Raw genomic sequence first — 25,698 nt, forward strand, 5'->3', positions numbered from 1 at the left:
TTTTAGGAGCCCAGCTGTGAACAAGGACGAAGGCGATGAAGGCCTGCTCGACAAACCGATATTAACGCAAGACGACAATGGCGGCACGCCGGGCGTGATCGACATCAGCCTGATCACCGGGGACTACGTGCTGGTATATGTGCCGCCCTGGGATACGGAAGCCGATGGCACTGGCCCGCGGCCGTATGACACTTATATCGTCTATTTCGACGAAAACATCTGGACGGCTAACGTTGTGGAGGACGAAGATCAGGCAGGGTGGCCAGTGTTTCCCGTGCGGTTTCATAAAGGGCAGATTCCAAACGGCTCGTACAAGGTTTATTACACGGTGGAAGATTTCGTAGGCAATGGACCGACCTATTCGCAAAAAGCCGACATACGAATTATCGGTGCATCGGCTCCCGCTTATCCAGCACCGACATTTCCCGAGTTCCCAAATGGGCCCGCGACATTCACGGGCATCGCAGTGGAAAGGGGCGTTGTGATCGCGGCAGCCTATCCTTCAATCAACAACGGCGATGTCGTCGAGTTCAACTGGTCCGGCACCAACGGCGACGGCAACCCTGTGCCGGCTTCTCAATACTCCTTCGAAGTACAGGTGCGCGAAGGCGCGGCGCAGGTGGGGGGTTTGATTCCTCAGGAGTACGTGCTTTGCCTGGGTCCGGAAGGAACTGGGACGGCGTACTACCACGTGTATCCAAGCAGCGACGAAGACGGCGGTGGCGACTCTCGGCCAGCGTCCCTCGAACTCTCGTTTGCCGACATCGACTCGCTCGACGTCATTGTTTCGAATGGCGCGCCCGTTCAAATTCCAGGCACCCAAGGCACGAACCAGGTCCGCTTGTTTGGGCGACCAGGAATGAGTGTCTATGCGTCGCTTGTCACTCCCAGCGCCGCGCGAATTGCGGAATCGGGGGAGGTGAATTATTCGTTTTCCTTGGACGAGCAGGGCATGGGCAGCTTCGGAGTTGTGCCAAACGGCGACCATAAGGCGGAATTGACGCTGTCCCAGCACGCAACGTTGATTCCTCCCCTGCTGTTTCGCGACGCAAAAAACGACCAGAATCCTGCGCTTACCTACGGCTATACGACCGGTGCAGCCGCGGACGATCCGTCGTTCGGCCCCGATACGAGCTATTGTTCCGTGTACGTCAAAGTCGATCCGAGCAGGCACGCGAAAAACGTGCACGTGACCTTGGACGGCGGCGCCTACGTGCTCGGACAAAAAAAGGCTCATGCTCAGAACGCGGAAGTCCCGCTCCTGGTTGACGGGACAGCGACCTTCCAGATTGTTGACAAGGTTGATGAGACGATCAATGTAAATTTGGACCTAAAGGATGGAACGCCCGAAACAACATTTCAAATAACGTTCAAAGCATTTCCATCGTGGAGAAAAAGGCACCCCTGGGTCATCACGGGTCGCCGAAGAAATCGTTCATACACGACAGAGTGACTCGAACACTTGCCGTCTGAGCTCGTTGGCACGATCGATATGGTAGTGCCGACGCACGTGTTCGGCGAGGGCCCTGCCCTGTTCCGCGCGGAACGTCGGGTCGGCGATCAGCTTCATGAAGAGGCGCCTCCATTCGGCGTTTGTCGACGCATACAAGACAACGTGCTTGTCGACCTCGTTGTGGTACGGATATACTCGTGAGGCAACGAATGCCAGCCCTTTTGCACCGGCCTCGAGCGCTTTGAGATTCGATTTACAGCGGTTAAAGGGTGTATCGGCCAATGGAGCGAACGCGATGCTTCTGCCGTCGTAGTGGCGCATGTACTCTTCAACGCTCAACATGGGCCGGAACTCGGCGAAGTCAAAGGTTTCTCGGATGCGCCGCCATGTGGTCGATGCAATGTCCTCCCCGTTCGTTCCCGTGTCTCCCGCGATGATAAGTTCGCGGCGTGGCACCGCATCGTGAATGATGCGCAGATCTGATTCGTGGGTAAAGCCGCCGGCATAGATGATTTTGCGTCCCAATCCGGGGCTCGTCTCAGCGAACTGACCTTGGTCAAAGGGCAGCGCGTTGGGTACGACGACGATGTTCTTGTGGTATTGCTTGACCTTGCTCGCGAGATGCGAATTCGTCACGGTCACGATGTCGGCACGACGGATGTTCTCGATCAGTCGCTCCGAGCATCGATTCCTCTTGAACATTTCATGAAGCACGTGCCCTTCGGGCAGAGCAATGTCGTCGTCGAGATCGATGACGACCCTTGCCCCTTGCGCTTGAAATTGGTCAATCACATGAGACTCGATCCCGAGACGATTGAAGAACAGGACAGGGACTTTGGCATCGAAGTCCGCCGGCATGTTGACCAGTGGGACGACGATCCGATGATAGTTGCATCCCGATAGCAGGTTGTAATTGAAATAAATGTTGCCGCGCCGTGCGATGCCCGTAGAGCTTTGGGGGCGCCGGCCGTGTTGCAACGGTAGGAACGGGCGGGGCAGATCGCCCATTGTTCGGCCTCAATGAAGTCGTTGCGCTCATCGTTTGTGTGCGTGGTGGGCAGCTTGCCCACCACGCGAGACACTCAACGGCACGAATGCCACAGCGCTTTATTTCTTGACCGGAACCGTGTCGATAACCCCTGACCAAACCACTGAGTAGTTTCTACTCTTGCTGTCATCCCAGTACTCGACTTCGAATGGACGCGGCATTCCATCCGTTGGAGCATTCCAGTTGCGCAAGTCATCGATCGGGATGAGCATCAATAAGCCGTGGCCTAGGCCGTACGCTGTTCCATCGGGGGACACCACATTGTCGCCCACTTGCACGGGAGGGTACAGCTTCGGTAAGCTAACCACGTCAGCTCCGCCTTGGTATATGCCGTTTCGATAGATCTTCACGTTCGCTGCACCGTTCATGCCGGTGCTTCCGTTGGTTGCCGCGTAGGGTATGTAGACGTAGATGCCGCCGCGGTTGATATCGTTCCAGTTAATTTTTGCGCCTTGTTTCAGTTCGTCGCCCAGGACCGGCTGTGCGTTGTTGCCCACTGCCTTGCAAAAAAGTCGAGGAATCGGCAAAACGCGATTGACATTGCCAAGGGGCTTCACCGGAGGAAGCTTCGTGATCGTGTAGAGGTTGGCGTGAGAGTACGCGACATCGGACAAGCCAGTTTTAAAAACCAGGAAGCGAAGCGGGCAGTATCCTTCAATTAGTCGATTTACATCGAGCAAATACATGAGAGTGGAGTTGGGCCCAGGCTGGTCGCCCCCGTAATTACACTGACCCACCGTCAGCAGTTGACGAGGACGGGGGGGACTATCGTCATCACCTACGATGACTAGAATATTGTCGGAATTGCTAGGATTGTCCCACTCAGCCGTCATTTGCAATGTACATTCGTTGTTGCCCTTCGGATCGAACTGGAGGCTCCCTTGCGCATCGTAGATGAACGGCATCGGTACGGTGGGAGCATCTTCCGACGTAAGCGGCCCAATAAAGATAGCGTCGGTTGACGGAAAGTAGGTCGCATCTTCGCCGCCTTGCAGTTGTACGCCCCAGGAAATGAATTGCGCTAGCGCTGCCAATGAATCGTCCCCGGGCGGAATTGACATCGTGAAGCCTGCCTGCCCGCTCGCATCGGTTGTGACCAAGAGAGCAGGAGAGCCGGTGCTCGGGATAGTGTTCGAACCGAACGTCAGGGGGGCGCTCGTGTTGACGTCCAGGTACTGGTACCTGGTGATGTCTTGCTGGCCAGACGGCCCGATCAGCAGGGAAAGGTTTGCGATAGGAGCCTGTGACGAGTCGGTTACTTTGACTGTGACTTTAGCATTCGCCGTTGGGTCGTTTGTATCAAGCGCTGGGATGTCGTCAGGTTGGGAGGCTGTCGCCAACGTCGGGTATAAAACGCCTGCGCCCAGCCACGTGATGTTGATCGGAGCGCGAGGAGGCTGCGTCGCCGCAAACGTCTGCCCGTCGTCGAGTGTTGGCGTTACCTTGAAGTCAATTTTTGTAGCCGAGGCGGCGGCGACCTTGAAACGCACGTCCGCCCAAGGCGCCATGTCGTTCGCGATCAACTTTATCTTATTGCCTTCGACACAGGTTAGTCCGGCGGCGATGCCACTGATATCCAGGTGGCCGCTTGTATTCCGCTCACTCGCATCGTTCACGGTAACGGTGACCTTGTACGTCACGTACGAGGTGTCGGGCGTCAGCACGAGGTTCGAGCCGGACATGGAATAGCTATACTTCGGAACGATCGAAACACCTTGGATTGCCATGAATTTCTCCTTTTGTACGTCGCGTCGATTTGGAGTCGTGATGTCGGCTCCGGCTACACGATTACCCGTGCGTCATTGCGTCCAGGCAATCAAAAGGTCAGTAACTCATCTGGACTCGCACACCAAAGTGCCGTCCCTCATGTCATTCCGCTGGAGGCCGCCGGCTCCCGGAATACTGAGGGACGAGTAACCAAATTGCGCGCTTGTGTCGGTTACGAAGAAACGGTTGTTCGTTGGGGTGGAATTTCCCCAAAACTTCATGCCTGCGAGGACTGACTGCGGTAATAAGGCTATCAGCGTATTGGCGTCGTTAGCCGTGACGCTCGCGATACCGGATACGCCATATACTGGTCCCCATGTTTCACACGTGTTGAGGTTCTCCCCCGCGGCGGGCGATGTGATGGCAACAGGTGCGCCGCGCAACTGCGGCACCAAGAGAACCGTGTTGACCGTCAACGCTACGGAGCGCGCAAAGCGAAATCCGTTATGAGCGAAGAGCTCCGTCACCATTGTGGAACCTGGCTTGAGCGCGTTCATCAGTCCCGACGAATCAACGCTGACGACGTTTGGCGCTGAGCTGGAGCCGCTCACGAAGGTATCACCGGCCTGAGTGTTGAACATCGTCGAGTCGAGACGTAGATAGGTCACGTCTTTGACAAAGATGTTCGCCTGCGACTGGGGGACCCTTGTTGGCGTCACGTTGCCTGACGCGCTTACGTACTCGACTATTTGCGATTGAGCGGGAATGTCGGAAAAGGCGACGAGGCGTGGCAGCGCGGGCGAGACCGCGGGTTGGCCGCCTAGTTGGGCCGACAGTGTGAACACACCCGTCGTTCCAGTCTGCTTAACGGAGCCGAAGTAGGCAATGGCCTGGCCGGAACCGTCGGTGCTCGCCTGCTCGACATAGAGGTCATTTACCCCGTCACGCATGCGGCTGGGAATCCATTGGAAGTTCAGCGAGCTGAGAGATTGGTTCGGTACCGGTAAGCCCCGTGCGTCGACGATACGGGCAATGAACTCAAACCCGCTTTGTGCCGGCGCATTGATCGGTAGCGGAGCGTGGATCGATACCGGCACGTTCAGCGCATTGTTGAGCGTCGTCATCTCAGTGATGCCCGACGCGGGATTCAAAATCATTACCGACGCGACGTGTGCGACGATCGAGAAGGTGACTGGCGGAGCATTGTCCGGCGTCGCTGATCCAAGTTGCGCACTCACAGTGAACTGTGTACTGGCAATCTTGCTAGAGAGCGTCGCCGTGATGTTTCCGTTGTTGTCCGTCGTGCTGCTGCCGGGTGTGAGGCTGAGCCAGCCCGGATCTAGAAGCGACGACGGCATAGGGGTGACTTGCCAACGCAATCCGACGAGCGGGAAGTTCGGCAGCGGTTGGCCGCTGTTGGCGTCGATGACGTGAGCCGTATAGGTATAGGCGGATTGTCCGTCGGCTGGTTGAATGGCTTGCGGGGTGACGATAATCGCGCCGGTAATCTCGGCGTTCACCGACGTATTGGGCGCGACGAGTTGCAGTGTTGCACTCTTGAGCTTGATGTTCTCATTCTTGAGAACAGGGTTGAACGTGAGTGCTCCCAGCGCCGTCCCCGCGGTGATTGTCGCCACATAAACGCCGTTGCCCTCTGCGCTAAGACTGCCGATCGTGGGTGGCATCGGCTGCTGATCCGTCTGCGCATGGTTCGAGGCGCTAGACGGTGGTCCCAGTGATGCGACGAACGAGGAATGCAAGTCGATGTCCTGCGCCAGTCCGGAAATGCCGTTACCGCTGGCGTCGAGTACGGTGATCGTCAGCTGTGATGTGCTGTGTCCGTCGGCATAGATCCGGTCGGGCGAGAGCTCCACACTGGTTGTATTAGCGCTCGCTTGCGTGGGTGATTGCACGATCACCTGAATCTGTGCCGGCGCCGACATGTTTCCCTGTCGATCCGTTGCCACCGCACTAACGTTGTAGGTGTTCGTGCCGCTGTTTTGATAGGCAGGGAACGTTAGCGTGTAGGCGCCGTTCTGCCCGGTAATCGCGCCGCCATTGGCAATGAGCTCGGGTGCGGTCCACTGGATGGACTGCAATCCATACGTGGACGTTACATTGACGGGAATTGGCACAACCGCGCCTGGGTAGCCGCTAAGGGCTGGCCCGAGTGTGAGGCGAATGACGATGCGTTTGCGATAGTCGAGCACGATCCGGTTGTTGCGTTGGACGAGATCGTAGCGGCTGCCGGCGAGCGTGCGCATCGATGCGACGGAGTGCGGGTCGAACTGCTCGTGCAACGGTACGCCCATGCGGTAATTGAGCTGAACGTTGAACAGCATGTCGCTCAGGCCACCCGTGCTCCTGCGGTAAGCTGCACCGACAGTGATGGCCGGCACGGGCGTGTAGTCGAGCCCAGCCGTAACGGCGGATGGATTCTTTTCGCGATCTCCGGTGCCGAGGAGATCGACCGCGTTTCCGAAATACTGTTCGTATTTGAGCTTGACGCCCAATTGCGGCAGCGAAGGCAGATACATCTGCGATGTCAGATCGAAGCCGTTTGCCGGGCGCTCGTCGTAATCGGCGTAGTCGATTGACTGGTGCCACCCGGTCAGCCCAAGGTAGCCATTGGCCGAGAGGCGAAGATAGCCGGTACCGTATTCGATACCCGCACCAAGACGCTGGTTATGGCCAGTCACATCGTCATCAAAAAACGCGTTGATGCCGTACATCGACTTCTTGGTGAAGTGCCGAGCCCCAAGCCCCAAGTTGATCGTATTGCGGCCATCCCAACGCTGATAGCCCAGCTGCGTGAAGAGAAGCGCGCTTCCCTTATTGTCGTAAAGCGGCAGCAGCAGGTTGGTCGAACCTTCGTTGAAGCGGCCGTGGTTGTCGACGTTCATCGATACGCTGGCTGTACCGAATTGCGACAGCCATTGCTGAAGGCCGCCAAACGCGTATTGGTTCGCGCGGCTGGTGATGAGGCCCGCCGCGACGTCACCCAGGTTTTGGCCCGAGCCTGCCATTTGACCCACCTGCGTGAGCTGCTGCAAAAGAGGAGCGACGATGGCGTTTTTCTTTTCCTTGTCCTGTGTTGGACTGCTGGCCGCACTATCTTTGCCAAGGTCGGGAAGGTTGAGATGAACTCGCGTATCAGCGGATTCGGAGGCCGAATACTTTGGCCGTGCGCATGACGTGCCGGTAGCGCTGGTATCCGCGGCGCGGCAGCCGGCCGACGATTGGGCCACTTTGATGGCGGTCTGCATAGGCCCACAAGTGAGCGAAAGAGGAAGCGGCGCGCATGACGTATTGCTGTTGGCCGAGAGTTGGCCGAAAGCCGCGGAGTGCGCGCTTACATCGAGCGCCCGAGCTTGAGCGCTCGCGTTGCGAGGCGCAAGCGAGTTCAATGTCAGCATCGTGAGCACCATCATCCATGCGGCAAAATGCCGGCTCGGGGTTTGGCGGCCTCGCGCGCCGTGGCGCTTAAAGACCGTGGTGATCCAACCGTTCATTAGTTAATGTCCGTAGGCAACATCATTCTCGAGAGCCAACTCCTTAATCGCGAATCATTAGCAAATTCGATTTGCCCGTCTGCAAGCGGCGACCAGTCGGGCGTAGCGTCCCAGGTTCCATAACGAGGGGATGCGACCTTTAGTAGCAAGGAGCGAGAATGTCAAACACCAGCGATCAATGTACGGATCTGCCTGGCAAAAAAGCGGGTGCAATCGAGAACTCTTGTCGATCGTTACTAATCGGCGTTCCCTGGGGGACGCTATTCACCCGCTCTGATTTCTGGCCGCTACTGTTTGTCGCATATCTGAATGCAACGATATCCGTTCTTTGCCAGAGCTAACCTAGCAATTCTTATAGTGGCGGCCCGTCATTCAAACCGATTGCGTGCGAAATGGAGGAGCACGCACGCCAAGGTAATGTTGCGCCAAATAGTGGGACTTTGATCCATGCCATGAGCAATTGCGGCATCGATAGCTTTGTCGCGCTGGCATGACGCTAGGCGGATATCGAAGTGAGTAACTCATTGCACCGGTCTCGAAGAGGGTTACCCAGCCGGTATGTCGTATCAGGGATTGGCTTTGAGCAAACACGGGCCAGGGTTGGCGATTGCAAAGTTGGCGGCCGGCGTAGCAAGGCCTCGATGACGATTGTTCCGCTTCTGAGCGGCATCGCCAACGGGATTTATCTCAAAAATTGTCTGTGGTGAAAGCCCGTTGCGTCAGTTTGTGAGTGATGTCTCCGGCCTTCGCGGTGCATTTCGAACCTGATAATTCGTAGGGGGTGGCGCTTACCTGTTCATGCAATGATGTCCGCGCCTGGGCCGCAATGGCTCGCTCCCATTTGCGCGCTATCACGCAGCGCAGACGTTCGGAGGGTGTATGAGCAGCGCTGATCAGATGCAGATGCGGTTGACCATCATGGTGCGAGGCGACAATCAGCCTGCCGATGGGACTGCAGATACGGCCGACCTAGCGCGGCTGCGAGCCGCAGTGGCGACGGTTCCGGAAGAGCTCTCATACGGCGTCAACATTGTTTTCCAATTGTCGGGCAATGATGGCGCGTTTTTCGTGGATTCCCCCGTTCCACACCAGACGACGGCCAAGACAGACGTATTCGGCCTCTGCGACGTGCCGTTCGCTAGCACGCAGAGCGGCAGCGTGACCTTGGCGGCTTGGCTTTACGGCAACGAATCTGTTTCAGCACCCTCGCAGACTTTTCATTTTGGGCCGTCAACAACGCCGACGCCGACGCCGACGCCAACGCCAACGCCAACGCCAACGCCGACGCCGACGCCAACGCCAACGCCAACGCCAACGCCAACCTACTGCCTATCTTTATCGCCTTCGGACCCATCGTTTGACGAAGACTATAGCTACACGCTAACCGCCACTTTGAAGGCTGCGGACGGCAGTCCCGTCGCGAACATGCCGTGCGGCATTTACTGTGATTGGCCACTGCAGGGAGTGGCGCTGAAGCCGCTGCAGCTGTTGCTGCACGTCGGGCTTACCGGCCAAGACGGAACAGTCGGGTTCAAGGTCTTCTATCACCCGTACGACCTCGACCCCGATGGGAAGGGCATTCAGGAATCATGCCGCGTCATTGTCACTTATCCCCCTGAGGGGGAGGACACGGGTAAAGCGCAGGCATACGCCCAGCAATCCAAGCACCTTCCATGAGTACACGAAGCCATACTGACTATAAGACGATTACTTCCATCATTGCCCTGTCCCTGTGAAAGCGAAGGACTTCGATTTCAAGCTCGAGCCTGGTCTGATACCGCACGCACCCAACGAGTTGCGCGGAAGGCATCGTGACAGCGGACGGATGATCGTGCTCGACAGGACTTCGAATGCAATCGCGCATGTAAACTTCTCATCCATTTGCGACTATCTTCGCGCCGGCGACCTGCTCGTCCTAAACGACAGCTACGTAGTGCCGAACATGCTTCTATTTCGGCACGGCGAAGGCACCGCGTGGGTGATCATATGTGGTCATGAGCCCGGGCGCACGAGTATCGCGGCATTCAGGCCCGTTGACATTCCCGTACCGGGGCTCTCGTTGATTGCTGCGGAAGACGACCAGCTTCGCTGCAGGGTGCTTAGCCCATTGCCGCGTGGACTATGGAGCGTTGCGTTCGAACCTGCGGACCGATTGGCGCTTACGTTGGAGCAGCACGGGCAGCGCTATGGCGGCTCTACCGATCCGGCAGGACCTGCGGCGCAACGCGCGAATACTGCTTCATCAAGCTGGCGCTCGTCGCCGGAAGCGTATCGTTCAGTCTATGCGAAATCCCCAGGCTCGCTGCAAATTCCGTCGGCTGGCCTTCACTTTTCTGAAGCACTGCTGGATCGCTTGACCGGGAAGGGCGTCGAGATCGCGCACATCACGCTGCACGTCGGCGCAACGGAGCTTCTTTCGGTGCGCCGGATCGCCGAGCAGGAGGTCGAGGATCATAAAGTAAGACCCGAGTTTTTCACTGTGGAGCCAGTAGCCGCGGCACAGCTCGATCGAGCGTTGACCGAAAAACGGCGCATCGTCGCGGTCGGCACTACGGTGCTCAGAACGTTGGAGACGCTAGGGCTCAGCATGGCGCGAGACGCCGCCGTTCGGCCGCAGACCGGCTGGACCGATCTATACGTTTACCCCGGCTTCGAATTCAAAATTGTCGATGCGCTGCTGACCAACCTCCATCGGCCTCGTTCGACGCATTTGGTGCTGACGGCGGCCTTCGCGGGCTACGACCTGGTGATGAAAAGCTATGCCGAGATGATTGTCGCGGGCGGCTATGAGTTCGATATGTTCGGCGACAGTATGCTGATTGTTTAGCGAACCGATAGAGCCAACACGCGAAACGCGTACTCCGTGCGAAGGCCGACGACGGATTCAAACACCTCCGAACGTTCTGTAGTCGACAAAGAAATCGTTGGGTGCGGCAAAGTTTGTAAAGGCCATGGTTATCGAAACATCGATCGCCGCGACATAGTGCCACCAGCCGATGGGCAGAAACAGCAGCTCACCCGGCTCGAGCGTGCATTGCATCAATCGAGCATCGGCGAACGCCGGCGTCACCTCGAGGTTCGGCCGTTTGCCGTCAACCGCTGAAAAGCAGTGCAGATGGTTATACATGAAAGGCGTATCGTGAAGCGGCACGAGCAGAATGCGCTTGCGGCCTACAACCTGCGCTAGCAAATTGTTCGTCAAGTCATGATGGAACGGCGTGATCGTTCCCGCAGGGCCGAACCAAAGAAAGCCATCGTCGGGCGACCTTGGATCCAGGTAGGGCGGCAGCGGCTTGAGGTCATCCCAAAGCTCGGCGAGCGCTCGGCGGTTAAGCGAATGATTGCTCGCCGTCATATAGAAATCGTTGGTGGGCGACGACCGCTCGACGAGATCGACGTAATCGCCGAAGCGCATCTTCTTCGTCAATAGGCCTTTGTTGATCTCGAAGTCGGGATCGCTTTCCCGACCGAATTGCACTTCCACCTCCCGCTCGCCCCAACGCTCGCGGAAAATTGTGCAGCTCCATCGCGTGAGCGCAGGCCATTCGTCCAACATGCCGGCAATGATCACGGGACGATTCGCATAGTAAAAGCGCTCGAAAAACTCCTCCCGATCGAGCCCGTCCCGCCGCTCTATATCGGCGGTCTCCCCGCACATCACCGATAGCCTACGGTACACGCCGAGAATCCAGTCGCGCTTTTTCAAGCGCTCGCGCAAACGCGTGCTCCCTTGCACATAGGGATGTGTTAACGCCGCCCTGACTTCGCGTCGTGCGTCGTCGGAAGCGACGCCATTCGAAACCATCTCGCTGACGATCGACTCTTCCGAGCCGCCGAGCGTCAAGTTCTCGGCAATCCAACGCCGCCACTCATCATCTACTGTCCCGTGCAGCATCTATTTCGTCCATTGGGCGTTAGTTCGCATTGATGACTCTATCGGAGCCGACGACGCTAATTGCCTATCAGAACTGATAGGCAAGCGGGCGTCGTTTTCTGGCATCATTCGAGCTCGAAGCTAGCCGATAAGCGAAACGCGAATCGATACGGCATTTGCCATACTGGCTGCACAACACAACGCAGATGGCGCTGTGAGCATGGCGATTGGCAAAGGAGGAAAGATGGCCGTTTTGGACGAGACTTGGCAAAATTGGCTGACGCTCAACAAGAATCGCGGCTGCACGCCGGAATCGATGATCGAGGCCATGATGCAGGCGGGCTTCGATCCCGATGCGGCGAATGCGGCGGTGCATCGGCTCGTGGACGTCCACGGTCGCGACGATCATACCGACTCATTGATCGCGGAGCCGGTTTCGGCCGAGTATCAATACGACCCATCGCCCGTTGCAAGCGGCAACGTTATCCGCGCGAGCGATCGCGACGTCAAAGTGCTGTTGCGTTGCAAGCGACCGCAGCTGATCACGTTCGCAGATTTGCTCGCTGATGACGAATGCGAAGAATTGATTGTGCGCTCGCGCGATCGCCTGCGACCTTCGACAACGGTCAACCCTACGACCGGCACCTTCGACGTCATCCCCAATCGGTCGAGCAAGGGAATCTACTTTCAGCGTGGGGAGGACGCCTTTATCTCGCGAATCGAACAGCGGTTCGCCAGCTTGATGAATTGGCCCGTCGAGAACGGCGAAGGCCTTCAGGTTCTCCGATACGGCATCGGCGACGAATATCGTCCTCATTTCGATTATTTCCCGCCGGGGCAAGCAGGCAGCAACGTCCACCTTGCTCACGGCGGGCAGCGTGTCGCCACGCTCATCGTTTATCTGAATGACGTCGAAGCCGGCGGGGAAACGATCTTTCCCGAAGTCGGACTATCGGTGGCGCCGCGCCGCGGCTGCGCCGTCTATTTCCGGTATGCGAACGGTTCGCGGCAGGTCGATCCGACGACGTTGCACGGGGGCGCCCCCGTCATTGCCGGCGAAAAATGGATCGTGACGAAGTGGGTACGGGAGCGGGCGTACCTTTAGCGGCACGATCCAAGCGCGGTCTGTGTCAAAATCGGCGTGTTGAGCGATTTCGGGTTTCCTGTCGGACGGCAAGACACTTCGCTCTCCGAACCACACGGACCTCGCAGGCATCGAGAACATGGACGACTCTTTCAACTTCGACACCCTCGCCGTGCGCGCCGGCACGGTGCGGACAGACTTCAACGAGCACTCGGAAGCGCTATTTCTAACCTCGAGTTTTTGCTTTACAAGCGCCGCCGAAGCCGCCGAGCGCTTCAAGCATTCCGAGGACTACTACACGTATTCCCGCTTCACGAACCCGACGGTCACGATGTTCCAGGAGCGCCTCGCCGCGCTCGAAGGCGGCGAGGCTTGCATCGCGACGGCCTCGGGCATGAGCGCGATTCTCTCCGTCGTCATGGCCGCGATGCAGGCGGGTGACCATATCGTCAGTTCGCGCGCGCTTTTCGGCTCGACGCTCGGCATGTTCTCGCAAATTTTCTCGCGCTTCGGGATTACAACGACGTACGTCGACCCCGTCGACCTCGATGCATGGAAAGCCGCCGTACGGCCTGAAACGAAGATGTTCTTCGTCGAAACGCCTTCGAATCCGATGACGGAGCTTTGCGATATCGAAGCCGTCGGCAAGATCGCGAAAGCGGCGGGCGCGATTTACGTGGTCGATAACACGTTTTGCAGTCCCGCGGTTCAGCAACCGTTGAAGCTCGGCGCCGACGTCGTCATGCATTCGGCCACGAAGCTCATCGATGGGCAGGGCCGGGTGCTCGGTGGCGCGCTCGTCGGTACGCGCCAGTTCATCATGGAGAAAGTCTTCCCGTTCGTCCGCACCGCTGGGCCGACGATGTCCGCGTTCAACGCCTGGATCCTGCTCAAAGGGATGGAGACGCTTGCACTGCGTGCGGAGCGCCATTCCGCCTCCTCGTTGACCGTCGCCCGGTGGCTCGAGGCACATCCCACGGTGAAGCGCGTTTTTTATCCCGGGCTCGAATCGCATCCGCAGTATGAGTTGGCAAAGCGGCAGCAACGCTCGGGCGGTTCGGTGCTGGCGTTCGAGGTGGTCGGCGAGACACCCGAGCAACAACGCGAAAATGCTTGGCGTGTGATCGACAACACGAAGCTCTGCTCGATCACGGCCAATGTCGGCGATACGCGTACGACGATTACGCATCCGGCAACGACGACGCACAGCCGCATCACTCCCGAAGCGCGCGCGCAGGCTGGCATTACCGAAGCGCTGCTGCGCGTGGCGGTGGGGCTCGAGAATGCGGACGATATCTGTGCGGACCTCGCTCGAGGATTGAACCGCTGATTTGGACCGCTGACGACGCTGTGTCAACCGGCCCCGATTAGCCTCGGTCTCAAGAAAGGAGCGCACAGCGACGCATGCGCGCTCAATGAGCGCGCATCGCCCGCCACTGCCCGGGTGCAAGCCCGAATCGCCGAGTGAACGCATGCGTGAACGCGCTCTGATCGCCAAAGCCGACGGCCAGCGCGACATCAGTCAGCGTGTTGCGAGGATCGCGCAGCAACGCGAGGGCCGTGTCGAGCCGCAGGCGCTGCAAATAGCGATGCGGTGTCGTGCCAAACGCTTCTTCGAACAACTGATGGAAGCGCCGCGTGCCGAATCCGCAATGCGCGGCAAGATCGGGCACCCGCAACGGCTCGGACAAATTCGTGCGCAGCCACTTATCGATACGAGGAAAATCGAGCCCGACCGCGGGTGGTTCGATGCCGATTGCCGTGGCGAGTGCGGCAGCGAGACGCGTTGCGGTATCCCACGCGAATCGTCGGGTGTGCGACGCCCCCAACGACGATGCGGGTTTGGCCGTCGGCGCGCCCCCCGTTGCGACGTCCACGACGAGTCGGGCGAACGCGTCATCGAGGGTGACCACGAGCGGGCGAGCAAAGAGCCGCTCGGGTATCGCGAGTGAGGCGGGCGACAAATTGAGCACGACTTGTCGGTTCTCGCCGATTCCCGCGTATTCGTGTCGCGAACCCGCCGGTATCAGCCACCCATAGCGCTTGTCGATGCGCTGCGCAACACCGTCCACGGCCATCTCCATCGCGCCGTCGAGCCCGAGCACGACTTGATGGAAATCGTGCTCGTCAGCCGCGCTCGCTTCCTCGAAGCAGCGCAGCGTCACGCTGGGCGCACGGATCGCCTGCTCGCTCATGCGTCTCTCAGTCCTTCACGTTACGCCCTCTCGCGCGGCTCGCATTCCGGCCCCGCGTGCCCAATCACGCTTCGAGCAATTCGACTTCGAACACGAGCGTCGCATTCGGCGGAATGACGCCGCCCGCGCCGCGCGCACCGTACCCGAGCTGAGGCGGGATGGTGAGCCGCCGCACGCCGCCCACTTTCATGCCCTGCACGCCTTCGTCCCAGCCCTTGATGACCATGCCACCGCCGAGCACGAACGCGAAAGGATCGTTGCGGTCCTTGCTCGAATCGAACTTCTGCCCGTCGGTGAGCCAGCCCGTGTAGTGGACGCTGACGGTGCGGCCGGCGGTGGCTTCGGCGCCGGCGCCCTCGGTCAGGTCTTCATATTTGAGGCCGGAAGCGGTTGTCACGATCGACATGGGAGAACTCCTCGAATCACGGTTAAAAGCGCCATTGTAGGCGCTCACCGTTGGCATCGGTGCCTATAATGTCACTCTCATCAACGTGCTACCCGGTCCTGCCCATCGCCGCGAGGGAGGAGCAAATGCCGTGCCCCCGCGGCGCGGCGATCAATGGGCCGTCGAGCGCTTCATACGAGGGGCCGATCGTGTCGACGTCTTTCAGTGCCGTTGCCGCTGCCACATCCGACGAACGCTTTGCGCGTATGCGCGCCGAGACGGCGCTTTTTATGCGCGACCACGTGCTGTCGATCGTATCCCATGATCTGCGGAGTCCTCTTAACGCCATCCATAGCTGGGCGTATGTGCTCGAACGCAAGCTAGACCCGAACGACGCCGCGGCGCAACGCGCGCTCGCAGGCATCCGGTCGGGCGTCGATCAACAAGTGAAGCTGCTGGAGGAAGCCGTCGACAGCACGCGCGCCGAGACGAAAGCGCTGCCGCTCACGCGTGCGCCGTTCGCCATGAGGCAGGCTCTCGACCGCTCGCTCGACGATGTCCGGCGCGCGCTGGCCGATGCGCGCGGGGTCACCATCAAGCTCGATTCGCAGCTCGATTCCGAGCAGTGCGATGGCGACCGCGAGCGGCTTTCGCAGGCGATATGGGTGATGCTGGCATTTGCCGTCGAAGCCAGCGCGCCTGGCGGCTCGGTGGCGCTCGCGAGCAGTGTCGAGTCCGGTTCGTGGCGTGTGGACGTCGCCTATACGACGAGTTTCGCCGCGTTGAGCGATGCCGAGCTGCCGCACGCGTTCGACGCTTTCTCCCGTAAGCAGGCGATGCTTGCGCGCGAAGCAGGACGCATCGCCTGGGTTCTTGCGCTGCCGCAGCGCGTAGCGTCGGCACATGGCGGGATGTTCGAGCAAGGCGAGACGCTCGACGGGCAACCGTCGACGCTTTCTCTACGCGTACCGCTCATGGCCGTTTGATGTTCGAGGGCGGGCCGAAGCGGACAGCTCACAACTTCACCGCCCCGGCACACCCTCCTCGACGAGTAGCGCGACGGGCAACGCGGTCAATACGTCTTGCACGAAAAGTTGTCCGTCGTCATCGACTTTTGGCGCGCCGGGGCTTAACCAATCGAACAGGGCACGCGAGGCGAGCGCCTGCGGCAGCTCGACGCGTGTGTCCTGCCACACCGCTGGATCGACGAGCGGGACGTCGCTTTCAGGCGCGAGGAGCCTGGAGGCAAACCGCGTGGCGATGGCGATGGCGTACGCATCCCCGTGCCGGCGCGCAAACGCGACTACGTGGCGTGCATGCGTTCCCTGCACGGCAAGCGGAATGTAGGACCCCTCGAGAAAAAGCGCCGGCGATACGGCACGCAGCGTCAACGCGCGATGGACGACGCCAAGCTTCACGCGCCCGTCGCGCCAGTTCGAAAGCTGTTCGCTCGGCGGCGTATCGACGAGCATCGCTCGACGCAGCGCGAAATCGACAGGCCGGCGATTGTCGGGATCGACGAGGCTGAAGTCCCAAAGCTCGGTGCCTTGAAAAAGATCGGGCACCCCGGGCGACGCGATGCGCAGCATCGTTTGCAACAGACTATTGACGGCGCCCGCGCGGCTCACGCGAGCAACGAAAAGCGAGAGCTCGCGCAGGAAGCCGTCGCGCCGTTGGGGCGCGAGTATGTCGAAGAGAAAGTCGCGCGATGCCGCTTCATATTCCAAGTCGGGCGCATACCAACTCGTCCGCAGCTTCGCTTCTCGCAGCGCTTTCAACTGCCACTGTGCGACGCGCTCGGCGAACGCTTCGACGCCCGCGGCGTCGGATGGATCGAGATCGTACGGCCAGCAACCGACGAGCGTTTGATAGAGCATCGCCTCGGCCGCGGCCCCGGGAGCCCATCCGTGCGAGAGGCGGTAGGCTACGTCGCCCGTCGGCGGCTCCGCGGCCGCCCGTGCCAGTGCCGCTGGCGCTTCGCGACGATGCGGCGCATTCAATGTCGACCAGGCACGCAGGGTGGCGCTCCATTCGTTTGCGATTTCGCTCAACACCGCGAGCCGCGCACGAACGTCTTCGCCGCGCTTGTGATCGTGCGTGGCCGTTGCGACGAGCGCGTGCGGAAAGCGTCGCTGGCGCTCGAGATTGGTTTCATGAAAGGCGTCAACTGAAAGCGAGAAGTCGCCCGGATCGGCCCCGACTTCGTTGCGCGAAAGCAGCCGGCCATATCGATAGAACGCGGTGTCCTCGACGGCCTTCGCGGCAAGCGGCGCAGTCAGCTGCGCAAAGAGCGCGCATGCGGTGCGCCGTTCGCGATTCGGGGTCGACGTTCTCGCGGCATCCGCTCCGCTCGCCGCTTCGGCACTCGTGCCTGTGCCTGCCGGTGCCTGCGCTTGCGCTTGCGGCCCGGGGCCGCCGAGCCATTCGTCGAGTTGAGCCAGTACGCCGTGATAGGCCGCCGGCAATTCCGCGCGTGCGTCTTCGCAAGACTTGCGGAAGTAGCGCTCATCGGCCTCCATACGGAGACCGTTGACCGGGTAGAACCGATACACCGGGAAATGAACGGCCAGCTCGGTCAGCGCGCGACGAATCGCAAGGAACGTGAAGTCGCGCGTGGCCGGTTGCTCGCGCGCCAGCCGGTGCAGGGCGCGGGTCGCTCTGTCGAGCTCGGCCGGGAGGTTTTCGGCGAGCACCTGCCGGCGCGCGGCGAGTACTTCCTCGGCGAAGGTCGTTTCGCTCGCGGCCAACTCGTTCCATGTGGCCGTCAGCGCGGCCTCGCCCTCGGGATCGTGCAGCAGGGCGCCGACGTCGTTCATGAAGTCGTAACCCGTCGTGCCATCGACCGGCCAATCGGCGGGCAACGCCTCGCCGCGCGCAAGAATCTTTTCGACGACGACATAGGCGCGTGTGCCGTCTAGCTGGGGCGGACGCTGCGTTTCACGTTCGGCGAGCCGCTCGCGCAGGCGTTGACAGTACTCGCGCGGATCGAGCAGGCCATCGATATGGTCGATGCGCACGCCGTCGATCACGCCTTCCGCGAAAAGCCGCAGCATCAGCGCGTGCGTGGCCTCGAACACTTCGGTGCGTTCGGCCCGCACGGCCGCGAGCGTCGAGATGTCGAAAAAGCGCCGCCAATTCACCTCGTCGCCGGCGGTGCGCCACCAGGCCAGGCGAAAGTACTGCCTCTCGAGCAGCCGATGGAGGCGCTCGCGCGAGGCGGGCGTATCGGGCGAATAGGCGGCGAGCGCGTTGTCGATGGCGGCGCGGCCGTGCGCGTCGACGAACGCGCGCAACGCTTCCAGCGCGTCTTGCGCGCGCGGCCGTTCGTCGGGCTGCGCCGTGAGTCCGTCGAAATGCGCGGCCAACACCTTCAGCGCTTCGCGTTCGCGGTCTTGCTCCGGCGTCGGCCGAGCCTTGCCGGGCTCGGCGCGTTTAGCGTCATCCCTGAGCGCCTTTCCATCGATAGCGGTCCGCAAGATTGTCGCGTAATCGACGGGACAGATCGGAAACAGGTGCTCGGCGTAGCGCGCGACGATGCGCGTCCGCTCGGTGTCGAACGACAGCGTGATGCGACCGGCCATCAACTCCTCGCCGTACTGCGCACCGAGACAAGGCGCGAGCACTTTGCCGCGCAACGCGGGGTCGGGCGAATGCCAGTCGATGTCGAAGTAACGCGCATGCGCGCTGTGCCTGCCCCATTCGAGGATGTCGAGCCACCACGCGTTATGGCTGCCCGCGATGCCCATGTGATTCGGCACGATGTCGGCGACGATGCCCATCTGCCGCGCGCGCAATTCAGCGGCGAGCCGCTTCAATGCGAGCTCGCCGCCGAGTTCGGGGTTCACGCTGCCGTAGTCGATCGTGTCGTAGCCGTGCATCGAGCCGGGCACGGCAGTCGTGATCGGCGACAGATAGAGATGGCTCACGCCGAGCGCCGAGAAGTAGTCGACATGCGCGGCAGCATCGTCGAACGTGAAGCCGCGATGCAGCTGCAACCTGAGCGTGGAGCGCGGCAGCGTCATGATGCGCGGGGCGGCTCGGGCGCCGCGGGGCCGCCCGCCGCGCTCGCCCGGACGCGCGCAATCGCGAGCAGGCGATCGGCGAACGCGGCGTCGGCGAACAGTGCGTCGACAGGGGCGCCCACGCGGCGGCGCCAGTTCGGATGCTCGTCGATCGAGCCGGGCAGATTCGGCTGCTCGGCGAGTCCGAGCAGATCTTCGAGCGGGTACAGGGCGAGCGGCGTCGGCGTGGACGCGACGAACGCGAGCGCTTCGTCCACGGGCGGCTCTTCGAGCGGCGGCGCGCCGACATCGCGCGCGGCAATGCCGGCCTGCTGCAACGCATGCCAGAGCGCCTCGCGGTCCGTCGCACGCTCGGCTTGCGCTACGGCGACGGGGTCTTTGCCGTCAGGGCGCGCCGCGGTCTGGCCTATGCGGCTGCGCCACTCGATGTCGTGTCCTTCCCACCAGCCGGCAACGGTCGGCAGATCGTGCGTCGTCGTCATTGCAACCGAACTCGCTCCCCATTGCTCGGGCGCGCGGAATCCGCCGTCCTCCTCGTTGCGCTCGAACCAAAGAACGCGCATCCCGAGCAGACCATGCTCCGCGAGGCGATCGCGCAGGCCCGCCGGCACGGTGCCGAGGTCTTCGCCGATCACGATCGCTCGATGCCTCCACGATTCGAGCGCGATAAGTCGCAGCAAATCGTCGATGGGGTAGCTGAGGTAAGCCCCATCGGCCGGGGACGCGCCTTCGGGAACGAGCCACAGACGCCGCAGACCGAGTACGTGATCGATGCGCAATCCGCCCGCATGCGCGAACGTGGCACGGAGCATATCGATAAATGCCGTGAAGCCCTGGTTGCGCATCGCGCGTGGCGAGAACGTCGTCAAACCCCACGCTTGTCCGGCTTGATTGAAGAGGTCGGGCGGGGCGCCGACGGAGACGCCCTCCAGCATGTCGTCGCGGTACGACCAGGCGTGGCTGCCGGCTCCGTCGCAACCGACCGCGAGATCGGCGACGAGCCCGATCGCCATGCCGGCATCGCGCGCGGCCCGCTGAGCCTCCGAGAGGCCTGCCGCCGCAAGCCATTGCATGAACAGATGGAAGTCGATTTCCTGTCTGTGTTCACGCGCAAACGCGTCGACTTCGGCTCGTCGCGGGTCGGTCAATTCAGCCGGCCATCGGCGCCAATGCGTTTGTCCGTGCTCGGCTCGCTGGCGCGCGTCGAGCGCCTCGAAACGCGCGTGGTCTTCGAGCGCTCGGCCGCCCTGCGCGCAAAAGGCATCGAATTGCGCTGCCAGGGGGCTGCGTTGGTTGCAATCGTGAGCCCTGAAGCGGTCGAACAGCGCCCTCAAAATCTTAAGGCGCAGCGTAACGGCGCGAGGCCAATCGACGAGCGGCTCGCTCTCGAGCGCGGCCCACGCCGCGCTGGCGCCGAGCGCATCCAGCGTTTCGCGCAGCGCCTCGTCGCCGAGCACGGCTGCGGGGTCGATGTGAGCCACGTTGAGGAAAAGACGTGAAGACGGCGAGTAGGGGCTGAACTTGCCCGGGTCTGCACTGAACATCGCATGCGCGGGACTGATCGCCAGCGCGTGCGCCCCGCGGCGCGCGCTCTCGGCCGCGAATGCGGCGAGCGCCGAATAGTCGCCGATGCCCCCATCGCCTGCGCGACGCAGTCCGTAAAGTTGGGCACCGATACCCCATAGCGCCGGCGCTTCGCTGCCTTCCACGCCTGCCGCGAGGCACGCGTCGCTGACGGTGTGGCACCGCGAGGGCGCAACGGCAAGCGCGATGCGGCGATCGTTGAGGACGAGCTGGTGGTAGCCCGGCTCGGCGATCGGCGAAAGCAGCGCCGATTGGGCTCTCGGTGCGCTGAGACGGCCGTCGATGACTTCGCCGCTCTCTAGCTCGATACGATATTGAGTGCCCGCTTCGATGGCTGCGGCGGGCAACGCGATTGCACGATCGCATTCGGCGGTGACGAGCGGAGGCAACGCGCCATGTTGGTGTTCGGCGTCGAGCGCGGCAAGGCTCTCGGCGGCTTCCTCGCGCGTGGCGCAGGGCAGTCCGAGCGCGGCGAGCAGGGCGGCCAGCGTTTCGGATGGCACGCGGCGCTTGCGGCGATGCGCGTCTTCCCAATGCACCGAGAATCCCGCTCGCGTGGCGACGCGCTCGATGGCTTGACGCGCGGAACGAGCGGAGCGCAGCGCCTCGGGCGAGGGCGCGGGTGTCGGCGGTTGCGTCGGCGCATTCACGCGTTGTTCTCCCGCGGCTGAAGCACGCGCGAATCGTGCCGCAATGCGTAGCTGTTGACGTCGCCGGTCAGCCACGCAATGCATGCGTAGGGCGGCAGGTCGCCCGCTTCGACACTGTCGCGCGAACGCGGAGGTGTTTCGAAAACGACCATGCCGTCGGGGCGTTCCGCGAACGGTAGCGCATCCGGCGTCAGGTTCAGTGCGATGGCGAGCGTCTCGCCGTCCGAAAGCCGCCAGCGCGCAACGAGCGCGTTCGCTTCGTGGCCGTTGCGCATGGCGAGCACCGAGGCACCGAGCGCGCGTGCGTGCGCGATGCGCGGCGCGATCAGCTTGGCCCGCACGGCAAGCGCCGAGCGGTAGAAGTGAAGCCATGCATCGCGCTCGCCGCCGGCATTGCCGTTACCCGTCGTCGTCGTTTCGCAACTGCCGTTTTCGGCGGGCGGCGACGATAGCGCGAACGTCTGTACGGCGTTGGGATCGGGAATGCGCGCACGCCGCTCCGCATCGCTGAATGCTGAAAATTTCGCGAATTCGCGGCGGCGTCCCTCGCGCACGGCATCGGCGAGTTCGCCGTCGTAATCGGTGAAATAAACGAACGGTTGCGTCGAGCCGTGCTCTTCTTCCATGAAGAGAAGAGGAATTTGCGGCGACAGCAGCATGAGCCCTGTCGCCGCAAGCAGTGCCTGCGGCGCGCAAAGCGTGCGCAGCCGTTCGCCGAACGCGCGATTGCCGATCTGATCGTGGTTCTGCAGGAACATCACGAACGAAGTCGGCGCAAGGTGGCCGCTGGGCTCGCCGCGCGGCGCGCCGTCGTGAATCGGCGACGGCTCTCCCTGGTAGGCGAAACCCTCGGCCAGCACGCGCGCGAGTTTGCGGATCGGCTCGTCGGCATACGCGCGGTAATAGCCTTCGTGCTCGCCGGTCAGCAGCACGTGCAACGCGTTGTGCGCATCGTCATTCCATTGAGCGTCGAAATGGCCTTGCAAGAGACTTGCCGTGTTGTGCTCGTTTTCGAGCACGAGATGCACGTGGCGCCCCGACTCCGTGGTGCGCCGTATGCGGTCCGCCAGCTCGCGGAGCCATTCGTCGTCGCCTATCGCGTGCACGGCATCGATTCGTAAGCCGTCGAAGCGATATTCGTCGAGCCAGTAAAGCGCGTTTTGCACGAAAAACTCGCGCGTCTCGAGGCGCCGAAAGTCGATGGCCGGACCCCACGGTGTCACCACGTCTTCGCGGAAGAACTGGGGTGCGTACGAAGGCAGATAGTTGCCTTCCGGGCCGAAATGGTTATAGACGACATCGACGAGCACGGCGAGTCCCAGCTCGTGCGCGCGATCGATCATCGCCTTGAGGTCTTCGGGGCGGCCGTAGGCCGAATCCGGCGCGAACGGGAGTGTTCCGTCGTATCCCCAGTTGCGGCGGCCTGGGAAATCGTTGATCGGCATCAGCTCGATGGCCGTGGCGCCGAGTTCGGCGATGCGGGGCAGGCGCTTGGCCACGCTCTCGTAGCCGCCGAGCGTACCGACGTGCAGTTCGTAGACGACCATTTCTTCCCATGGCCGACCGAGCCACTGCGATTGCTGCCAGACATAAGCGCGCGGATCGATCACTTCGCTCGGCCCATGCACGTCCTCGGGTTGAAAACGCGAGGCGGGATCGGGAACGGCGGGTCCCTCGGGGCCGCCGAGCCGATAGCGATAGCGCGCGCCCGCACCGCATTGGGCTTGCGCTTCGAACCAACCGTTGCCTGCGGGCGTCATTTCGACAGAGACCGTCGTCGAGGCGTATTCGATTTCCACGCTGACCGCCGTGCACGCAGGCGCCCAAAAGCGAAACCGCGTGTGCGGCGGCGCGCCGGAAGCGGCATCGATCAGATGGGCGCCGAACGGCAGGCAGTGCGCGTGACGCTGCTGCCGGCAATCGAGCGGATGTTCGGACATGGGGCTCATCCTTGTCTTTACGTCGTCACCGATAAAAAGTGTAGGTCGGTCTGAGGCCGGCCGTAGCGTAGTCCTGGCTCTAGGGTTGAACGTGCTCTCCGAGCGATCGGGCGACAAGGACGGCGAAGCCGTGCTCACCGAGCTCGAGCGCGTCGCTCTCGAGCGGATGCGGCTCGGCGCCGGGCGCTGTCGTATCGAGCAGCACGTTCCATTCCAGATGGGGGGCGGGCGGCAGGAACGATAGCGGCGTATCGGCGCCGTTGAACATCAGCAGCAGCACTTCGGTCGTGCCGCCGAGCCCCGCGCCCGCGCGACGCAGCACCAACGCGCGGCCTTCGGGGTCTTGCCACACCTCGCTCGTGAGCGGCTCGCCTCGCTCGTCGAACCAGCCGACGTCGTTGATGCCGGCCAGCACTTCGTTGTCGCCATGCAGAAAGCGGCTATCGCGCAAGAGCGGATGATTCTTGCGCAAAGCGATGAGGCGCGCGGTGAACGAAGCGAGCGATCGCGCCTCTTCCGTATCGGCTTCGACCCAGTCGAGCCACGATGTTTCGTTGTCCTGACAATAAGCGTTGTTGTTGCCCTTCTGCGTGCGACCGAACTCGTCGCCTGCCGTGAGCATCGGCGTGCCGAGCGACGTGAACAGGCAGGCGAGCATGGAGCGCATGACGCGGCGGCGCGTTTCGTTGATCGTCGCGTCCTCGGTCGGCCCCTCGGCCCCCCAGTTCGAGCTGCAATTCTCGTTGTGGCCGTCCGCGTTGTTTTCGCCGTTCGCTTCGTTGTGCTTTTGCTCGTACGAAACGAGGTCGGCGAGCGTGAAGCCGTCGTGCGACGCGAGGAAGTTGATCGAGGCCCACGGCCGCCTGTAGCGGTGATTGAACAGGTCCGCCGAGCCCGTGATGCGTGCCGCGAGTTCGGCGCGCATGCCCGCGTCCCCGCGCCAGAAACGCCTCACGCAGTCGCGAAATTTGTCGTTCCATTCGGCGAATCCAGGTGGATGCCGGCCGACCTGATAGCCGCCGGGCCCGACGTCCCAGGGCTCCGAAATGAGCTTGCGCAGCGACAATACCGGGTCCTGACGAATCGCATCGAAAAAGCCCGAGCCGGGATCGAAGCCGTGGCCTTCGCGCCCGAGCGTTGCGCCGAGGTCGAAGCGAAAGCCATCGACGTGATAGGCGTTCGTCCAGTAGCGCAGCGAATCCATGACCATCTGCAACACGCGCGGGTGCGAGAGATTGACGGTGTTGCCGCATCCCGTGTCGTTGATGTAATGACGCTCGTCGCCGGGAATCAGCCGGTAGTAGCTTGCGTTGTCGAGGCCCCGCCAGGAGACGGTCGGCCCCAGCTCGTTGCCCTCACAGGTGTGGTTGTAGACCACGTCGAGAATGACCTCGATGCCGGCGGCATGAAGCTGACGAACCGCAATGCGCATTTCGGAAAGACGCCGCGTCGAGAGGTAAGTCGGATGCGGCGCGAAGAACGCGGCCGTGTTGTAGCCCCAGTAATTCGTGAGATGCCGTTCGAGCAGGAAGCGCTCGTCGAGGAACGCGTGTACCGGCAACAGCTCGATCGCCGTGACGCCCAGCTTGACGAGATGATCGACGAAGCGCGGCGACGCGAGTGCCGCAAAGCTGCCGCGTTCGTGCGGGCGCAGCTCGCCGTTCATCATCGAGACACCGCGCAGATGCGCTTCGTAGACGACCGATTCGCTCCACGGCACGTCGGGTCGGGCGTCGCGCGACCAGTCGAATGCTTCGTCGATGACGACGCATTTCGGCACGGCCGGCGCCGAGTCGCGGCGATCGAACGAAAGATCGAGCCGGCTCGAATGGACGCGATAGCCGAACATCGCGTCGGACCAGCGGAACCCGCCCGTCAACTTCTTCGCGTACGGATCGAGCAGCAGCTTGTGCGGATTGAAGCGATGCCCGTGATGCGGCTGATAGGGTCCATGCGCGCGATAGCCGTACACGGTGCCCGGGTGCGCGCGGGGCAAATAGCCGTGCCAGACTTCGTCGGTGCATTCGGGAAGCGGCAGCCGTCCGAGCTCTCTATGACCGGTCGGATCGAAGACGCAGAGTTCGACGCGCTGCGCGTTCGCGGAAAACACGGCGAAGTTCACCCCGAGACCATCCCACGTCGCGCCGAGCGGGTGCGGCGTACCGGTTTCGAGCCGGTCGGGCAAAGAATTCGCCATTCGCTTGACCCCGTTGTCCCTTGTTCGTTGATATGGACGTCACCGCA

Annotated in this window: 16 protein-coding genes; 6 read left to right on the forward strand and 10 right to left on the reverse strand. The window is 61.7% G+C overall.

Annotation, left to right across the window (positions count from 1 at the left end):
• Positions 1-16: 16 nt before the first annotated feature.
• Positions 17-1,453, forward strand: coding sequence for a hypothetical protein (locus tag C9I57_RS27715; protein WP_107153776.1), 1,437 nt, complete (start codon positions 17-19; stop codon positions 1,451-1,453).
• Here C9I57_RS27715 and C9I57_RS27720 read toward each other — a convergent pair.
• From C9I57_RS27720 to C9I57_RS27730, 3 genes are all read right to left on the reverse strand, one after another.
• Complete coding sequence (locus C9I57_RS27720; protein ID WP_107153777.1) at positions 1,436-2,461, reverse strand: glycosyltransferase; 1,026 nt, start codon at positions 2,459-2,461, stop codon at positions 1,436-1,438. The two genes, C9I57_RS27715 and C9I57_RS27720, sit on opposite strands and share 18 nt — an antisense overlap.
• 99 nt (positions 2,462-2,560) lie before the next feature.
• A complete protein-coding gene (locus C9I57_RS27725) occupies positions 2,561-4,228 on the reverse strand; it encodes a hypothetical protein (RefSeq protein WP_107153778.1) in 1,668 nt (555 codons plus the stop codon).
• Positions 4,229-4,333: 105 nt separating this feature from the next.
• A complete protein-coding gene (locus C9I57_RS27730; protein ID WP_107153779.1) occupies positions 4,334-7,720 on the reverse strand; it encodes an inverse autotransporter beta domain-containing protein in 3,387 nt (1,128 codons plus the stop codon).
• 879 nt (positions 7,721-8,599) lie between these two features.
• On the opposite strand from C9I57_RS27730, the gene C9I57_RS32880 reads away from it, so the two are divergent.
• Positions 8,600-9,397, forward strand: a complete 798-nt coding sequence (locus tag C9I57_RS32880; protein WP_181321972.1) for a hypothetical protein — start codon at positions 8,600-8,602, stop codon at positions 9,395-9,397.
• Between the two features lie 55 nt (positions 9,398-9,452).
• A complete protein-coding gene (locus tag C9I57_RS27745) occupies positions 9,453-10,547 on the forward strand; it encodes an S-adenosylmethionine:tRNA ribosyltransferase-isomerase (protein ID WP_107153782.1) in 1,095 nt (364 codons plus the stop codon).
• Between the two features lie 57 nt (positions 10,548-10,604).
• Here the strand turns inward: C9I57_RS27745 and C9I57_RS27750 are convergent, their stop codons facing one another.
• A complete protein-coding gene (locus C9I57_RS27750; RefSeq protein ID WP_107153783.1) occupies positions 10,605-11,615 on the reverse strand; it encodes a cupin-like domain-containing protein in 1,011 nt (336 codons plus the stop codon).
• Positions 11,616-11,838: 223 nt separating this feature from the next.
• Between C9I57_RS27750 and C9I57_RS27755 the strand changes: the two genes are divergently transcribed.
• Both C9I57_RS27755 and C9I57_RS27760 read left to right on the forward strand, forming a co-directional pair.
• A complete protein-coding gene (locus C9I57_RS27755) occupies positions 11,839-12,699 on the forward strand; it encodes a 2OG-Fe(II) oxygenase (protein WP_107153840.1) in 861 nt (286 codons plus the stop codon).
• Positions 12,700-12,817: 118 nt separating this feature from the next.
• A complete protein-coding gene (locus C9I57_RS27760; RefSeq protein WP_107153784.1) occupies positions 12,818-14,008 on the forward strand; it encodes an O-succinylhomoserine sulfhydrylase in 1,191 nt (396 codons plus the stop codon).
• A gap of 82 nt (positions 14,009-14,090) precedes the next feature.
• On the opposite strand, the gene C9I57_RS27765 is transcribed toward C9I57_RS27760, so the two are convergent.
• The gene (locus C9I57_RS27765) at positions 14,091-14,873 is read right to left on the reverse strand and encodes an AraC family transcriptional regulator (RefSeq protein WP_107153785.1); all 783 of its coding nucleotides are present in this window, start codon (positions 14,871-14,873) and stop codon (positions 14,091-14,093) included.
• 64 nt (positions 14,874-14,937) lie between these two features.
• Positions 14,938-15,279, reverse strand: a complete 342-nt coding sequence (locus tag C9I57_RS27770; protein WP_018439781.1) for an FKBP-type peptidyl-prolyl cis-trans isomerase — start codon at positions 15,277-15,279, stop codon at positions 14,938-14,940.
• Between the two features lie 125 nt (positions 15,280-15,404).
• Between C9I57_RS27770 and C9I57_RS27775 the strand changes: the two genes are divergently transcribed.
• Entirely contained in the window at positions 15,405-16,244 is an 840-nt protein-coding gene (locus C9I57_RS27775; protein WP_107153786.1) for a sensor histidine kinase, read from the forward strand.
• A gap of 36 nt (positions 16,245-16,280) precedes the next feature.
• Here C9I57_RS27775 and treY read toward each other — a convergent pair whose 3' ends face one another.
• The 4 genes from treY to glgX form a co-directional block, all read right to left on the reverse strand.
• The gene (treY, locus tag C9I57_RS27780; RefSeq protein ID WP_107153787.1) at positions 16,281-19,280 is read right to left on the reverse strand and encodes a malto-oligosyltrehalose synthase; all 3,000 of its coding nucleotides are present in this window, start codon (positions 19,278-19,280) and stop codon (positions 16,281-16,283) included.
• Positions 19,277-21,514, reverse strand: a complete 2,238-nt coding sequence (gene malQ / locus C9I57_RS27785; protein ID WP_258187854.1) for a 4-alpha-glucanotransferase — start codon at positions 21,512-21,514, stop codon at positions 19,277-19,279. Before malQ ends, treY begins: the two co-directional genes overlap by 4 nt.
• Complete coding sequence (gene treZ, locus C9I57_RS27790) at positions 21,511-23,454, reverse strand: malto-oligosyltrehalose trehalohydrolase (RefSeq protein ID WP_107153788.1); 1,944 nt, start codon at positions 23,452-23,454, stop codon at positions 21,511-21,513. The genes malQ and treZ overlap by 4 nt, the downstream gene beginning before the upstream one ends.
• A 79-nt stretch (positions 23,455-23,533) precedes the next feature.
• Positions 23,534-25,651: a glycogen debranching protein GlgX gene (glgX, locus tag C9I57_RS27795; protein WP_107153789.1), complete on the reverse strand. Its 2,118-nt coding sequence runs from the start codon at positions 25,649-25,651 to the stop codon at positions 23,534-23,536.
• Positions 25,652-25,698 lie beyond the last annotated feature (47 nt).

Source organism: Trinickia symbiotica, from assembly GCF_003028655.1.
Lineage (GTDB): Bacteria > Pseudomonadota > Gammaproteobacteria > Burkholderiales > Burkholderiaceae > Trinickia > Trinickia symbiotica_A.